The organism is Amphritea sp. GJ51-11, assembly GCF_055808735.1.
On the sequence record NZ_CM147881.1, the window covers coordinates 829856 to 843394 of the forward strand.

15 protein-coding genes and 1 tRNA gene are annotated in these 13539 nt (G+C 47.7%); 7 read left to right on the top strand and 9 right to left on the bottom strand.

Annotated features, from left to right (window positions below; genetic code table 11):
- Positions 1-65: 65 nt before the first annotated feature.
- From AC0L4K_RS03565 to AC0L4K_RS03600, 8 genes are all read right to left on the bottom strand, one after another.
- On the bottom strand, positions 66-1151 hold the full coding sequence (locus tag AC0L4K_RS03565) for a lipid A deacylase LpxR family protein (RefSeq protein ID WP_417227764.1): 1086 nt from the start codon (positions 1149-1151) through the stop codon (positions 66-68).
- Positions 1151-1672 (bottom strand): disulfide bond formation protein B, encoded by a 522-nt coding sequence (locus AC0L4K_RS03570; RefSeq protein ID WP_417227765.1) that lies wholly within the window; start codon positions 1670-1672, stop codon positions 1151-1153. Before AC0L4K_RS03570 ends, AC0L4K_RS03565 begins: the two co-directional genes overlap by 1 nt.
- Positions 1673-1698: 26 nt before the next feature.
- Positions 1699-2031: a YdbL family probable chaperone protein gene (locus AC0L4K_RS03575; protein ID WP_417227766.1), complete on the bottom strand. Its 333-nt coding sequence runs from the start codon at positions 2029-2031 to the stop codon at positions 1699-1701.
- 11 nt (positions 2032-2042) lie between these two features.
- A complete protein-coding gene (locus tag AC0L4K_RS03580; protein ID WP_417227767.1) occupies positions 2043-2243 on the bottom strand; it encodes a YnbE family lipoprotein in 201 nt (66 codons plus the stop codon).
- A 73-nt stretch (positions 2244-2316) separates the two neighbouring features.
- On the bottom strand, positions 2317-4680 hold the full coding sequence (locus AC0L4K_RS03585) for an intermembrane phospholipid transport YdbH family protein (RefSeq protein ID WP_473268233.1): 2364 nt from the start codon (positions 4678-4680) through the stop codon (positions 2317-2319).
- A gap of 36 nt (positions 4681-4716) precedes the next feature.
- Positions 4717-5145 (bottom strand): hypothetical protein, encoded by a 429-nt coding sequence (locus AC0L4K_RS03590; protein WP_417227769.1) that lies wholly within the window; start codon positions 5143-5145, stop codon positions 4717-4719.
- 39 nt (positions 5146-5184) lie between these two features.
- The gene (locus AC0L4K_RS03595; protein ID WP_417227770.1) at positions 5185-5826 is read right to left on the bottom strand and encodes an O-methyltransferase; all 642 of its coding nucleotides are present in this window, start codon (positions 5824-5826) and stop codon (positions 5185-5187) included.
- A gap of 10 nt (positions 5827-5836) precedes the next feature.
- A complete protein-coding gene (locus AC0L4K_RS03600) occupies positions 5837-6055 on the bottom strand; it encodes a hypothetical protein (protein ID WP_417227771.1) in 219 nt (72 codons plus the stop codon).
- Between the two features lie 14 nt (positions 6056-6069).
- Here AC0L4K_RS03600 and AC0L4K_RS03605 point away from each other — a divergent pair, with 14 nt between their 5' ends.
- The 6 genes from AC0L4K_RS03605 to AC0L4K_RS03630 all read left to right on the top strand — a co-directional run bounded on the left by AC0L4K_RS03605 (position 6070) and on the right by AC0L4K_RS03630 (position 12154).
- Positions 6070-6420, top strand: coding sequence for a hypothetical protein (locus AC0L4K_RS03605; RefSeq protein WP_417227772.1), 351 nt, complete (start codon positions 6070-6072; stop codon positions 6418-6420).
- A 35-nt stretch (positions 6421-6455) separates the two neighbouring features.
- Complete coding sequence (locus AC0L4K_RS03610) at positions 6456-7976, top strand: DNA recombination protein RmuC (protein ID WP_417227773.1); 1521 nt, start codon at positions 6456-6458, stop codon at positions 7974-7976.
- The gene (locus AC0L4K_RS03615; protein WP_473269206.1) at positions 7976-8635 is read left to right on the top strand and encodes a gamma-glutamylcyclotransferase; all 660 of its coding nucleotides are present in this window, start codon (positions 7976-7978) and stop codon (positions 8633-8635) included. Before AC0L4K_RS03610 ends, AC0L4K_RS03615 begins: the two co-directional genes overlap by 1 nt.
- 590 nt (positions 8636-9225) lie before the next feature.
- Positions 9226-10461, top strand: a complete 1236-nt coding sequence (gene ftsA, locus AC0L4K_RS03620; RefSeq protein WP_417227774.1) for a cell division protein FtsA — start codon at positions 9226-9228, stop codon at positions 10459-10461.
- Between the two features lie 143 nt (positions 10462-10604).
- Positions 10605-11810 (top strand): cell division protein FtsZ, encoded by a 1206-nt coding sequence (gene ftsZ / locus AC0L4K_RS03625; protein ID WP_417227775.1) that lies wholly within the window; start codon positions 10605-10607, stop codon positions 11808-11810.
- A gap of 256 nt (positions 11811-12066) precedes the next feature.
- A tRNA-Ser gene (locus AC0L4K_RS03630) sits at positions 12067-12154 on the top strand.
- 429 nt (positions 12155-12583) lie between these two features.
- Here the strand turns inward: AC0L4K_RS03630 and hisI are convergent.
- Positions 12584-13009, bottom strand: a complete 426-nt coding sequence (hisI, locus tag AC0L4K_RS03635) for a phosphoribosyl-AMP cyclohydrolase (RefSeq protein ID WP_473268234.1) — start codon at positions 13007-13009, stop codon at positions 12584-12586.
- A gap of 105 nt (positions 13010-13114) precedes the next feature.
- On the opposite strand from hisI, the gene AC0L4K_RS03640 reads away from it, so the two are divergent.
- Entirely contained in the window at positions 13115-13414 is a 300-nt protein-coding gene (locus tag AC0L4K_RS03640; protein WP_473268235.1) for a hypothetical protein, read from the top strand.
- Positions 13415-13539 lie beyond the last annotated feature (125 nt).

Genomic DNA, 13539 nt, shown 5'->3' on the forward strand with positions numbered 1-13539 from the left:
CCGCGCATGGTCGGCGTTATTCATTGATGTATATAAAAACCGTAACCGTCGCTTACAAAAGAGTTTTAAAAACTATAGGACGCGGAGATAGAGCCAAAGCTGTGAGTTTCGCTTTCTGTCTCAAATGATTTACTGCGAAAGACCCGCGCGTAGGAGAGTTTCCAATCTGCGATAAGCATGCTGGCACCAACGCTGAAGTCGCCGACAAAGTTCTTTTTATCCACGGAGTGGCTATCGCGGAAGGTGTTGCCATCGAGGAAAATATTCCGCAGTACCCAACGGCTATCGAGGGCGACAAAGCCATGTAGGCCAAAGTTCTGCTCACGGCTATAACCAGAAGCGCTTTGAGTGCGAATATCTTTGCTGCCAGGGGCGCTGTTATCGCCCCCTGGACGTAGGGATGAGGTTCCAAAGTCGTCCGGTAGGAACCAGCCTAGACGGAATTCAGCACCCGCATTCATATAGGTCGCGACGTTGCCTAGGCTAGCGCCACCATGCCAGATAATATCGTATTCGAGAGCACCTTTTATTCGTTTTACCGGGGTACGGTACTTACGTTCGTAAACTAGTTGTATACCGAGCTCATTGTGTAGCTGATTGTCCCACCCCTCAAATTTGTCGATACCGCGTATATCATGCACTAAATCCTGTGCTTCTTTGGCCATGGAAGCAGGTCCAACAACCCCGATATTAATGATCGCGGAGTCCATCTGTTGTTGGTGTTTTAAATGATAACCCATACCGAGGTAAAGCCAGCCCGCGTAGGGACGGTCATCGGGGTCGATGGTGGTGCGCTTATTATCCTTTGGGGTATACATCTGCTGTCCTAAGGTGATCACCAGATTACGAACAATTTCATTTTGTTTCGGTGGGGTATCATCAAATAGCCCCAGCGGCGAAGTGATATAACGGTTATAGCGGCGCGCCCAGACCGGCAGACTATTATCATCGAGATAGCTGGTTAGGTCTGGGGAGGTCCAAGAGAAGCGAATGCCGTTGGTGTATTGTTGATCGGTATCGGCAAATAGATCGTTTTCCAGATAAAAATTGAACGTGCCTGGATTCGTCTCATTACCTAGCAATGCTTCGGCGGCAATCAGGGGGGCGGGCAACATCAGCCCCGCAGTGAGTATTACAGCCGTTTTATTCATTAGAAGAATAGGTTTCTCTGAGGTTTTTTAATTACGATTTTCCACACCAAGACCAGCAATACTAGCATCAGAATCAATGATAGATGGGCAACACTAAGTTGATAAATATGCCAATCGGGATAGGGGCAAATGCCAGCGTTGTGGGCAGTTGTTAAGAGGGCGCTAAAACTGCCCTGTTCGAGTAGCAGTGAGGTGCTCAGCTCGCAGCTTGAGGCGAGGTTATCGGCATCGACGAATAAGCTGCGAATGATGGTTATGATGCCACCACTAATCAGTAATAGGTGGATAGTCGCGACGAATCGCTGAAAATATACGCTGCGATTAATGAGAAAGCTAAGTAGAAACAACCCAGACATCAGTAACAGAATAATACGGATGACAGAGCACAGAGCGCAATTGCTCTGTGCTATCAACGGCTCGATATAGGTTTCTGTGATGGTTAGACTGGCCACACAGATAAAAAAGCCTAATGCATTATTTGAACGATATGAGGGTTTAGCTGATATGCCAAAGGTGCTCACATGACTGTCCTAGTTTGGTTTACGATTTACTTTTTGGACCACTGCCCGTTCGGGGTTTGAATATATTGCCCCGGAGAGGCCCGTTTAATCAAGCGTTCACCAATGCGTAGTTCAATAATATTGATATCGACACCCGCATTGCGAGCGGTATCGGCATAGGCTTCACGCCGTTTTTCATTGATTTTTTTCACCAATGCATTGACCTCAGAGGAGCTTTTGACGACACCGAGGTAACCATTAAGCTGTTCACCGACCATGCCTTGATGCTTGGCATCATCCAGACTGATTGCCCAGACTGGCGTGATCACTAGGCTGAGTAGGAGGGTGGCGAATGTTAGGATCGTTTTTATCTGTTTCATGTTGCTGCGCCTCAGAATAGTTCGCTGTTTTCTTCTAACAGATTATCAATTTCTTTATCAACCTTTATCAGTATCTCATGTTTGATTTTAACATTGAGGTTGATGGTGATCGGTTCATTAGGAACAGCGACCTGCACCGTTGGCGAGCAGGCGGCTAACATCGCCATCAGGCTGCTGAATGCCAGCGATTGTAGTATTTTTGGCATGGACATGTGCTGTTCTCCGTCAATTGTAGAGCATGTTTACGATGCCGTTGTTGAGGCTTTGCTGCCTGATTGTAACCTGTCAACGGTAGCGTTTCTCTAAGGTTTTGGTCAATTTGTCTGTAAATTGTAGTGCCTGTATCAATTTGGGGATGTTCTCCTCAATATTGATCGTAAAGTCTACCGGCTGTCCTTTGTTCCAGTCCGGATTGTGGCCCTTTAAATGGGTTTTTAGCAGAGCTTCACCGTCCGGCTGGTAATCCAACTCAATGCCGAGGCGTTCATAGTGCATATTGCCTAGCGCACCGAAGGCGATTGCCAATGCCTGATTGGTTTTCGTCAGGGCTAGCATGGCGGGTGGAGGGTCAAATCGAATCCAGCCTCCTTCTGCGTCACTGATAATCTGTCCACCAACAATGGTTAATGCGCCATTTGATACCTGAATTGGCATCTGCCCATTGAGTGTGCCGGAGCCGCTTAGCCCCTCCTGTTGCTCTAGCGCAATCAACTGGGCTAAATCGATGCCGGTGACCGCGACAGCGGTGCTAAAGTTTGGCGTATCCAAGGAAACTGTTACCGGCAAGGTAGTGACCGTGCCACCTAATAGGTCGACGGTGCTGCTCTCCAAGTGCAGCACCGGTTGCCCGCTAAGATGCTGTTCAAAATGGTAGCGACCGGCAAAATTCTCCAGTGGCACGCCGACATCGATAAAGGCGATCGTCAGTTGACCGTTATCATCTACTTTACCTTGATGGTTCTTAACGGTTTCTGAATTCCAATCAATCTCGTAAAGGTGGGTTTGATCATAGCTGAGGCTGGCGTGTTCTGTCTGATTTAATAGCCGTAGGGCAATACCTGTTTTGTTGCTATCGAGCCAGCCTTGTTGGTTTAGTTTGCCGCCGGTAAAAATTAGCTCAGGAGGAAGCGCGGTGCTAAAGCGGCGAATCAGCTTTTCGATGCCTGTCAGGGGAATGCTGGTTTTCCAACTGCCGGTAGTGCGACCGGTGTTTAGCGTGGTGTTCGTTGAGCCGCGAACCTGAGTCTCACTGGCAAGCAGGCGATCTTTGAGCTTGAGGTTAAAGATGTTGCTGATGTTAGTCGAGGAGATGGTGGCGGTGTTATCTAAGGTTATGCTTGGGAGTGACTGGGCGCCGTAGCGCGTCTCAATGAGGTCTGTGGTTAGCTTGGCTTGGGCGCGTTTATCATTAAGGTTGATCTGCGATAGCGCGAGTTTCAGCGGCGTGCTTTTAAGCAAGATGGTTGGCTGTCCCGCCAGTTGGATACTGATAGGCTGAGGGCTTATTTGCAGTTGTGTGTTTGGTAATTGAATGGCTTTTAGACCTTGCTGGCGGAGCTGTTTGATACTGCTACTCAGTGTAAGGGGCTTGAGTAAGTCGATACGCAGGGCGGTCGTACTGACTTGCATGGCGTTTTTTTTGGGTTCTGGGATGAGGCTAAACTGTTGTCCATTGGCCGATAAACTGTTCACCGTGAGGGTTATAGCATCGCCGTTCAGTGTCAGCAGGGTATCTTGCTGTACGGTTAGTTTTTCAATAGTGGGTAGTTCGGTTATGGCAACCTGGTGATGGAGTTGGTAGCGGTGTTGGCCTTCGTTTAAATCATCGTTTAGGGAAAACTGGCTCTGCCCCGTCAAGGTCACTGTGCCAGTGATGTGAGGTAAGACGGCAATATCCGGCAGCTCGATAAGGGTCGTTAACAAGGGTTGCTGCAGTATATGGGGCAACTGTTCGGGATAGAAAAGGGTCTTGCTTTGGCTATTGATCTGAGGTTGCTGGTAGCTCAGGGAGGCTTCGGTTGTTAGGGCGATGTCGTCGCCAGTGTAGAGTGATATATCCACGTTATCTTGTTTATTGAGTGTCAGTAGGAGGTGCAGATCGGGTGCGTCATCGATCTGATTGATCGTTAAACTCAGTTGCTCATTAGTGGCGTTGGCGCTGCCTGAAAATCCTAGCTGCATGAGGCTGTTTGTTTCAGAACCGCGGGTGATATTAACGCGGTAATGTGACAGGTTGACGCTGCTGGCCGGGATTAGACCAAGAATATAGGACGGTAAAGGAGGAAACGGTAGTGATATTTGTTCCGATTGGACTGCGCCATTGGGTTGTGGCGTCAGTTGGAGGTCCAGTGCAAGAGCGTTTATCTCTAAGGTATCGATACGGCCGGTATCAAATAATTGCCAAGGATTAAAGCGTAGGCTGATGGAGTCGGCGGTGAGTGTGAAGGCTTGCTCAGCGGTGTTTTTTTCCAGCTTAAGTTCTCGTACTTCGATGCGGTTAAGGCCGGGGCGTTGTAGCACAAAGCTGGCATCGATCTGCTGTTCTGTTAGGGCTTGGCGGACACTGTATTCGGCAATGGCGGGCAGGGCGATATAGATTCCGCCAATCAACATAATCAGGAGAACTGTTGCTATCAACAACTTACGCATGCAGCTCTCCTTATGTGTTCATTGACGGTTGTTTAGTCAAATATCGTCTAATTCCATCTCGTAGAGTCGGTCAACCGCATCCTTGAGGTGAAAGATCATAGCTGTATATTGATCACTGTCGGCGGCAATATCAAGATCGCTGAGGCGGTCTGCGGTTTCTTCTAAGGATGCCCCGTCGGCCCGAATACCATGATCGTCTAATAGCCAGTGTATCAGACCGTAAATTTCGGCGCGGGTTTCAATGGCATCAAGGTCAGTAAGCAGGTGGTCTCTGATCTGCTGCAACGCTGAAAACAGCGGTGCATCTCGATCGGTGGCCACATAAAGCCTGAGCAATGTATCGGCACTATCGATCTGATAATCGGTCGGCGCGAGAGGTGCGTCATCATTAATGTTGTCTGCGTGTATTGGATGCCGTTGTTCAATTGTGAAATCATCGCCGTTGGCGCGAATGATAAACCCCATGATGGTTAATCCTATCGGTCTAATTGTTTACGCGGCGTATTAGCGGATTTTGCGTACAACGTTGAGGCCGTCGCGTACGGTTAGGAAGACGTTTTCCACATTGGGGTCTTCAGCGATAACCCGATTCGTTTCTACTAACACATCATCGATATCAGATTCTGGTTGTACCACCTTGCCTGACCAAAGCACGTTGTCGAGTACGATCAGCCCACCGGGACGGGTCATCTCTTTGACGCGGTTGTAATAGTTGAGGTAGTTACGTTTATCGGCATCGATAAAGGTGAAATCGAGTTCGAGGTCAAGTTTCTCGATAGTTTCCAGCGCTCGGCCAAAGATCACTTCAATTTTATGACCGTGTTCACTGCGGTCATAGAAGGTTTGCGCGAATTCAATCGCCCGAGGATTCGTTTCACAGCAGATGAGCCGTCCGTCATCGGGCATTCCTTCAGCAATCGAGAGGGCGGAATAACCGGTAAACATACCAATTTCTAAAGCGACTTTCGGCTGGTGGATAGCGCTGAGTAGTTTCAATGTACGACCCACTAAACGGCCCGAAAGTTTCTGCGGCCAGCCCATATTCTCGTTAGTTTGGTCGATGAGCTCCCGAAGTAAGGGCGGCTCTTCACCGGTATGGATAAAGGCGTAATCTTCAATGGCTTCATCAACCAGATACTGGGTCATGCTGAGTCTCTCAATATGGCGGGTCAGGGCCGAAGCTTACTGGCGTCGATGCCATCCGCTGCGGAGTAAAATAGGGGTGAATAATATCACTTTCAGGCGCGTTAGGGATAATTGCATTGTGACGCTGTCGTTGGGCTGTAAATAGGTTGTTTTTTCCGCTGTCAGGGCGGTGAGGCCATAGGTTGAAGATGAAAAATCCCTTACAATGGACTTCTTTAATATCTGTCATAGTGGAGTAATCCTTTGGAACCCCTGATTCTGTTTCTTGTTACCGGTTTTGTATCTATGTCTACCGCCCTCAGTGCCGGTCAGCTGAATAAACTACCAGAGGCTGAGAAGTCCGCTTTCCTGCAGAGTCGAAATGGCGCTGTGTTGGTTATTATGGCGGGTAATCTCGGGGCGTTGACGCTGATTGGCGCGCTGGCTTACGGTTTTCGTCTATTGGAATGGTGGATACCCCTGAGCAGTATTTTCATCTCTTTTCCTGCGATCTCAGTGGGCATTACGCAACGTATGTTTGGTGACAAGGTCAACCTGTTTATTATGTTACCGCTCACGCTCGTGTCTGTCGGTTTGCTGTATTACTTTTGGTAAGACCGCTTCTCAGCGTCCGTTATTAAGGAACAACAATGGAACCGACCCTTACTGCATTACTCAATGACCCCTTCATCACTGCGATTATTGGCCTCGGGCTTGGCTTGCTGTTGGGGGTACTGTTGTGGCAGTTAAACGCAGTGAAGCTCAAAGGACTTTTTAATCAGCAGTTACAGGCTTACGAAACCGAGAGGCTTAAAGCTCAGGAACAACTTGAGCGTTTTCAGGTTGAACTGAATAGCTCGGCTGAACGCGCTCAGTTACTTGAGCGGGAGCAACAACAGAGTCGTGCGAGGGTACGTGAATTAGAGTTAGATCAAGTGCGCCTGCAACAGATTGAAGCGCAGAAGTATCATCAAGACGATGAGTTGGCCGAACAGCATGAGCAGGTGGATAACCTACAGCGCTTACTGAGTCAGCGGCAGGCCCGAATTGCCGAATTAGAAAGCCGACTCGAAAGCGAGCGGGAATCGCAATCTGAAAAGCTGCAGTTGCTCACCGAAGCGCGGGATCAACTGAAAAGTGAATTTCAGAATTTGGCGAATAAAATCTTTGAAGAGAAATCCGCTAAATTCACTTCCGCTAATAAAGATTCTCTCGGCTCTTTACTGACGCCCTTAAGGGATCAACTCGGTGAGTTTAAACGGCGTGTTGATGATGTCTACGACAAGGAGGCCAAAGATCGGCGTTCATTATATGAACAGATTACCCAGCTGAAAGAGTTGAATCAGCAAATGAGTGCCGATGCGGTCAATCTGACCAATGCCCTTAAAGGGGAAAGTAAAACTCAGGGTAACTGGGGCGAAGTTATCCTTGAGCGGGTATTGGAACAATCGGGGCTGCGCAAAGGCTATGAATATGAAACGCAGGTCTCTCTGAACGAAGAGGGGCAGCGCTATATGCCCGATGTGATTATCCGTTTACCGGATGATAAAGATGTTATTGTCGATGCTAAGGTGTCGCTAACGGCTTATGAAAAATATTGTTCTAGTGGTGAAACGCGGATGCAGGAACAGGCATTAGCTGCGCACCTGCAATCCATTCGCAGCCATGTACGCGGCTTAAGTGATAAAGCTTATCAGAGCCTCGAAGGGGTGCGTTCACTGGATTTCGTCTTGATGTTTATCCCCGTGGAAGGGGCTTTTTTGCTGGCGCTGCAACAGGATAAAGAGCTTTTCAGCTTTGCCTATGAACGCAATATTATTTTAGTCAGCCCTTCAACTTTGTTAGTGACGCTACGCACCATCAATAATATTTGGCGCTATGAACGACAAAACCGTTTTGCTCAAGAGATCGCCCAACGGGGCGGTGAGCTGCATGATAAGTTTGTTGGTTTTGTGGAGTCGTTAGACGATGTGGGGCGTCACTTGGGGCGTACTCAGGCGGCTTATGAAACGGCCCATAAACGGCTCAGCACTGGACGGGGTAATTTAGTAAGCCAAGCCGCTTCACTGCACAAACTCGGGGTTAAGAGTAAGAAAGAGCTGGATAAAAAACTGGCCGATAAAGCCCTTGATTCTGACCCCGATGCGGAACAGTTGGAGATTCTCGAGTGATGATTTCGGTGGTGGGTTATGGCTCACTCTTATCTGAGCATTCTGCTTTGCAAACCGTGCCTGCGCTGCAAAATTTTCGGTTAGTGCGGGTGCCCGGTTATCGACGCATCTTTAATAAAGTCGGAGTCGTCTTTATCAGTCGCTTTGGCGCTGACCCGGCTAATCTACAATTAGCATCCTGTTCTACACAGGCAGTTAAGACTGGAGAGATTATTTGCAGCCAGTTTGAATGTTCGGTTGATGACTTTACGGCGCTTTATGAACGGGAACACCGGTTTCGTTGGGTCGAAGTGGAGACTGTGAGGCTTGATGGTTCAGTTAATCCTGCAGAACCGAATGTGGGGCGTATGTGTACCGCTTACAATGATCTCGATTACCGGCTAAATAAATGTATTACCCCGCAGGAGTATGAGCGCCGGGTCGGGGATTTTTATCACGGGTCTCTCTGGCGTGATGATATTCTTCCGTTTCCTCGTTATCTGGCATTCTGTCTGCAAGCGATGGCCTCTCAGGGTCAAGCGGTGCTGGACAACTTTCTTGATAGTAGCTTTCTTGCTGATGGCACAACGTCGATTAGAACTTATCTACAGCAGTCTCCTGAACGACAGGATTGGCGTAACGTTGATACAGGTTATAACTACCGCACTGGCTACGAGTGATGGCGTTGAACTATTAACCCCCGATTTATATCGTCATTATTAGCCCCTATTTTTATATCAATATGCCATGTTGATTTTTAGTGAAAAATCAAAACTTAATTTTGAAATTTCTCAAAATCATCAATATTAAATATTGAAAATTCTTAAAAACATCAAGATTAAATAATGATTGCTATGTTTTTGATCAAAATTTGATTTTGATTTTTGTATATTTTTTGTACAAAAAAGTCTGGATATATGATAAAAATAGAGAGGTTATCTAAGAAGTGCTATATTTGCTGTAATGGCTGATGTGGCAAGGGTATCTGCTGCTAAAGATAGCAAAATATGGCCGATATAGATAAATAGACCAAATTTGGGGCTGGTATTTTGTTATTGCAAACTTTTGTTTAGATAAATACTCATTTTCGTAAATATTTGGTTTATTTTTTGCTGTAGTTATCAATAATACGGGTCTTAGCAAAAAGAATGATTTAAGTGGATGAAAAACATCCGCTGTTGGTTAAATAATATTCAGGACTGAAACAAACATCAGCCTGGTAATTTGAGTGTTCTGTGACGGAACAACGAATTTCAAAATGTGACTTGATATGGCAATGACGAGCAATATGATCGTGGCACTGGATATAGGCACCTCGAAAGTGGTGTGTCTAGTGGGCGAGGTCGGCCTAGACGGCACAATCGATATCGTTGGCATTGGCTCTCATGAGTCTCGCGGGCTTAAGCGCGGGGTGGTGGTGAATATTGAGTCCACTGTGCATTCTATTCAGCGGGCGGTAGAAGAGGCTGAGCTGATGGCCGGCTGCAAGATCCATTCGGTAACGGTGGGTATTGCCGGCAGTCATATCAAGAGCATGAACTCTCACGGCATTGTCGCGGTGCGTGAGGGTGAAGTAATGGAACATGATCTAGAACGAGTGATTGATGCGGCCCGAGCGGTGGCGATTCCTGCTGATCAAAAGATTCTGCATATTTTACCGCAAGAATATGTCATCGATAACCAGGAAGGCATTCGTGAGCCATTGGGGATGTCCGGTGTTCGATTGGAAGCCAAGGTGCATCTGGTGACCGGCGCGGTGAACGCGGTACAGAATATTGAAAAATGCGTTCAGCGTTGCGGTTTAGCGGTGGATAACTCGGTGTTGGAGCAATTAGCGTCCAGTTATTCGGTACTGACCGATGACGAAAAAGAGTTGGGCGTTTGCATGGTGGATATGGGTGGCGGCACGACTGATATCGCTATCTTTACCGGGGGGTCTATTCGCCACACGGCAGTGATTCCCATTGCCGGTGATCAGGTGACCAACGATATCGCTATGGCGTTACGCACACCGACACCCCATGCAGAAGAGATCAAAATTAAATATGCCTGCGCATTGGCGCAGTTGGCTAGTGCCGATGACACCATTAAGGTGCCGAGTGTGGGGGATCGTCCAGCACGGGATCTATCCCGGCAGGCGTTAGCTGAGGTGGTCGAGCCTCGCTATGACGAACTGTTCACCCTGATACAGGCTGAGCTGAGACGCAGTGGATTTGAAGATTTAGTCGCGGCAGGTATTGTCCTGACCGGCGGCACGGCGAAGATGGAAGGTGCAGTAGAATTGGCGGAAGAAATTTTCCACATGCCGGTGCGCCTAGCATTGCCAAAAGGTGTGCGGGGAATGGGCGATATTTTGAATAGCCCTATCTATGCCACCGGCATTGGCTTGCTGCAATACGCTAAACAAGATAATCAGCATATGGCTGAAGCGGTACCGGTTGACGATGGTGTTGAGCAACCCAATGTTCTGCAGCGGATGAAGACTTGGTTTCAGGGGAACTTTTGAAGTGTTCCCCGAGTGTCGATTGTAGGTCAGCGAATGACCTCGATCGATAGGTTCACAGGATGTGACAGATAGCGAATAAACCGAACGTAATAATAAGCAATACAACAGGTGCGGGTTGGGCACTGAACCTGGAGGAATGGGACATGTTTGAACTAGTTAATAATATTGCACAAAGCGCGGTCATCAAGGTGATTGGCGTGGGTGGTGGCGGCGGTAACGCGGTCCAGCACATGGTCTCGTCAGAAGTGGGCGGGGTTGAATTTATCTGTGCGAATACCGATGCACAGGCACTGAATAATATGGGCTCACGCAACGTCCTACAGCTGGGTGGCGAGATCACCAAGGGGCTAGGAGCTGGCGCGAACCCTGATATTGGTCGTGATGCGGCGCTTGAAGATCGCGATCAGATCGTCGAGATGCTGAGCGGTGCTGATATGGTATTTATCACCGCCGGTATGGGTGGTGGTACCGGTACAGGTGCAGCACCAATTGTGGCTGAAGTGGCTAAAGAGCTCGGTATTTTGACTGTTGCCGTGGTGACTAAGCCATTCCCGTTTGAAGGCAAGAAGCGCATGCTGATTGCCGACCAAGGAATCAAAGAGCTATCCGAGCATGTTGATTCACTGATTATTGTGCCTAACGAAAAACTGCTTCAGGTGCTGGGTAAGAACTGCACCCTAATGAAAGCATTTGATGAAGCGAATGATGTGCTGAAAGGCGCGGTACAGGGTATTTCTGACTTGATTATCCGTCCGGGTATGATCAATGTCGATTTCGCTGATGTGCGCACTGTTATGTCAGAGATGGGTACCTCGATGATGGGGACTGGCTCAGCTCGAGGTGAGAACCGTGCCGTTGAAGCGGCAGAAGCGGCTGTACGTAGCCCACTGCTGGAAGATGTTGATCTGATGGGCGCTCGCGGTATCTTGGTTAATATAACGGCAGGCCTAGATTTAGGCTTGGGTGAATTTAGCGATGTGGGTCAGGTGATCGAAGAGTTTGCTTCTGACAGCGCTACTGTCGTCGTTGGTACCGTTATCGATCCAGAAATGACTGATGAGATTAAAGTGACCGTTGTTGCGACAGGTCTCGGTGGTGCTGAGAAACAAGATATTCGAGTGGTTAGCAATGGTACAACAGGCGCGACAGGCTCACGCCGTGCCGCTAGCGCTGTAAGTGATTATAGCCAGTTGGAACTACCAACGGTGATGCGTAACCGTAATGACTCTGTCCGCGCGCAGGATAATCCTGTGGTTGAACCTGAGCCGGTTGCTGAAACACGCAAAACAGGCACTGACGATATGGAGTTTCTTGATATTCCGGCGTTTTTGCGCCGTCAGGCTGACTAAGAGATCATTTATAGGGGTATGTCCCGTCCCTGATCTTTTTATGCCTAACAGACCCCGCCGTGAAGCCCTTCACGGCGGGGTTTTCTTTGTTGTGGCTATTTTTTATCAATTAATTGATGTTTTTGATTAATCCTAAAAAAGTCGTTAAAAAGCCCTTCATATGTTTGATTTAAGTCCTGAATTCTATTAAAGTACGCGACCTCTGAGATCGGCTCTCAGAGCGTTTACAGCAACTCTTGTGTAAACAAGCAAACGTGGTGAGGTGTCCGAGTGGCCGAAGGAGCACGCCTGGAAAGTGTGTATACCGCAAGGTATCGAGGGTTCGAATCCCTCCCTCACCGCCATTTTTTATCTTATATTTCTATGACTTACAGTGTATCGTCCTTTTTCTGAGGCATCTGTGGGGCTGTTTGATTCGAAAATTCCATTATCTTGTTAATCATATTCGCCATCGGCGGAGCATCCTCTGGTATCTATTTAGCATAGTGATCATCTAGCATTTTAGTGCTGGTTTGTCCCATTTGTTGCGCGATCCAGCCTTTCGATATCATACCTGTTGATAATAGCTGCGATGCAAATGTATGTCTGCATGGCACTGTTCCGCGGGGATAGACTGTTTCTCTCGATCGGGGGGCAGATTTCGTTATTCACGGTACGATTGTCTAGCTGAGCTATTTGAACCTTCTTGGAGTAGGTTAGAAGTTCGTAGATCTACTAGAAGTTTTTCATCTTCATTCGTTAAACGGGATTGTCTGTATAAGCAGATGGGGTCGTCATGGCTGCTGAGCATCCCCAATAATCCTAACCTGTTGTTGTTCAGGCTCAACTTCGAGATAGAAGCATGAGGGGCGACCAGTATGACAGGCTGCACCTTTCTGCTCCACTTGGCAGAGAATGACATCACCATCGCAATCAAATGAGATGCTGATCAATTTTTGGGTATGGCCACTGGTTGCTCCTTTTTCCCAGAAGCAGTAACGACTTCGTGACCAGTAAATCATATGTCCTGTATATAGCGTTTTATCCAGTGCTTCTCTATTCATCCAGGCCTGCATTAATACCGCTTTGGTCGAGCAGTCTTGGGTGATAACGGGAATGAGCCCGTTTTCATTAAAGCAAAGGTTCTCCATCACCTCTGCTAATGGCAGTCTGTGATTGTGGGCATTGCTTTCCAGACGTTGAAAGAACATCTTGCTCATATAGCAGTCTCCTGACATGAATAATCTATCGGATGTTAGAATAACTTGATTAAAGATGTTATAACATAACCTTAATGAGATGTAGCAATTATGTCAGGTGTTGGTATGAATGTGGTAGAGCGGGAAGAAAATCGGGCAGGTTGTATTGGTCTTGGAGAGCAGAGCTATGCATCAGGTTTAATGCCTGAAGTGATGGCAAAGATTTATCAAGAACAGATAAATCTAGTCGTGTTAGAGCGAACGTTGGCAAAAGAAGTCGCTGGCTATTGCCAGATGCTAGTCACAAGCAAACCTGGTTTTAATCTGCGTATTTCGGAGCATTCCGAACAGCCATTTCGGTATGACCCGAACACCTATTTCGGTTTAATCCGAACGCACATTCCGCGATTATCCGAACACTTTTAAGCGAACTCCGAAATCAGCGTTCGGAATAGCGAAAACCGCGTTCGGAATGCCCGAAATCCTTCCTTTTTCTCTTTTAAATCAATAGCTCGCTATTCTTTACTTCTTAAAAAAGAACGTAAGGAAGC

Coding starts and splice junctions, on each gene's coding strand:
- AC0L4K_RS03565 (WP_417227764.1), bottom strand. CDS start 1,151: ATGAATAAAACGGCTGTAATACTCACTGCGGGGCTGATGTTGCCCGCC.
- AC0L4K_RS03575 (WP_417227766.1), bottom strand. CDS start 2,031: ATGAAACAGATAAAAACGATCCTAACATTCGCCACCCTCCTACTCAGC.
- AC0L4K_RS03580 (WP_417227767.1), bottom strand. CDS start 2,243: ATGTCCATGCCAAAAATACTACAATCGCTGGCATTCAGCAGCCTGATG.
- AC0L4K_RS03585 (WP_473268233.1), bottom strand. CDS start 4,680: ATGCGTAAGTTGTTGATAGCAACAGTTCTCCTGATTATGTTGATTGGC.
- AC0L4K_RS03590 (WP_417227769.1), bottom strand. CDS start 5,145: ATGGGGTTTATCATTCGCGCCAACGGCGATGATTTCACAATTGAACAA.
- AC0L4K_RS03595 (WP_417227770.1), bottom strand. CDS start 5,826: ATGACCCAGTATCTGGTTGATGAAGCCATTGAAGATTACGCCTTTATC.
- AC0L4K_RS03600 (WP_417227771.1), bottom strand. CDS start 6,055: ATGACAGATATTAAAGAAGTCCATTGTAAGGGATTTTTCATCTTCAAC.
- AC0L4K_RS03610 (WP_417227773.1), top strand. CDS start 6,456: ATGGAACCGACCCTTACTGCATTACTCAATGACCCCTTCATCACTGCG.
- AC0L4K_RS03615 (WP_473269206.1), top strand. CDS start 7,976: ATGATTTCGGTGGTGGGTTATGGCTCACTCTTATCTGAGCATTCTGCT.
- ftsA (WP_417227774.1), top strand. CDS start 9,226: ATGGCAATGACGAGCAATATGATCGTGGCACTGGATATAGGCACCTCG.
- ftsZ (WP_417227775.1), top strand. CDS start 10,605: ATGTTTGAACTAGTTAATAATATTGCACAAAGCGCGGTCATCAAGGTG.
- hisI (WP_473268234.1), bottom strand. CDS start 13,009: ATGAGCAAGATGTTCTTTCAACGTCTGGAAAGCAATGCCCACAATCAC.
- AC0L4K_RS03640 (WP_473268235.1), top strand. CDS start 13,115: ATGAATGTGGTAGAGCGGGAAGAAAATCGGGCAGGTTGTATTGGTCTT.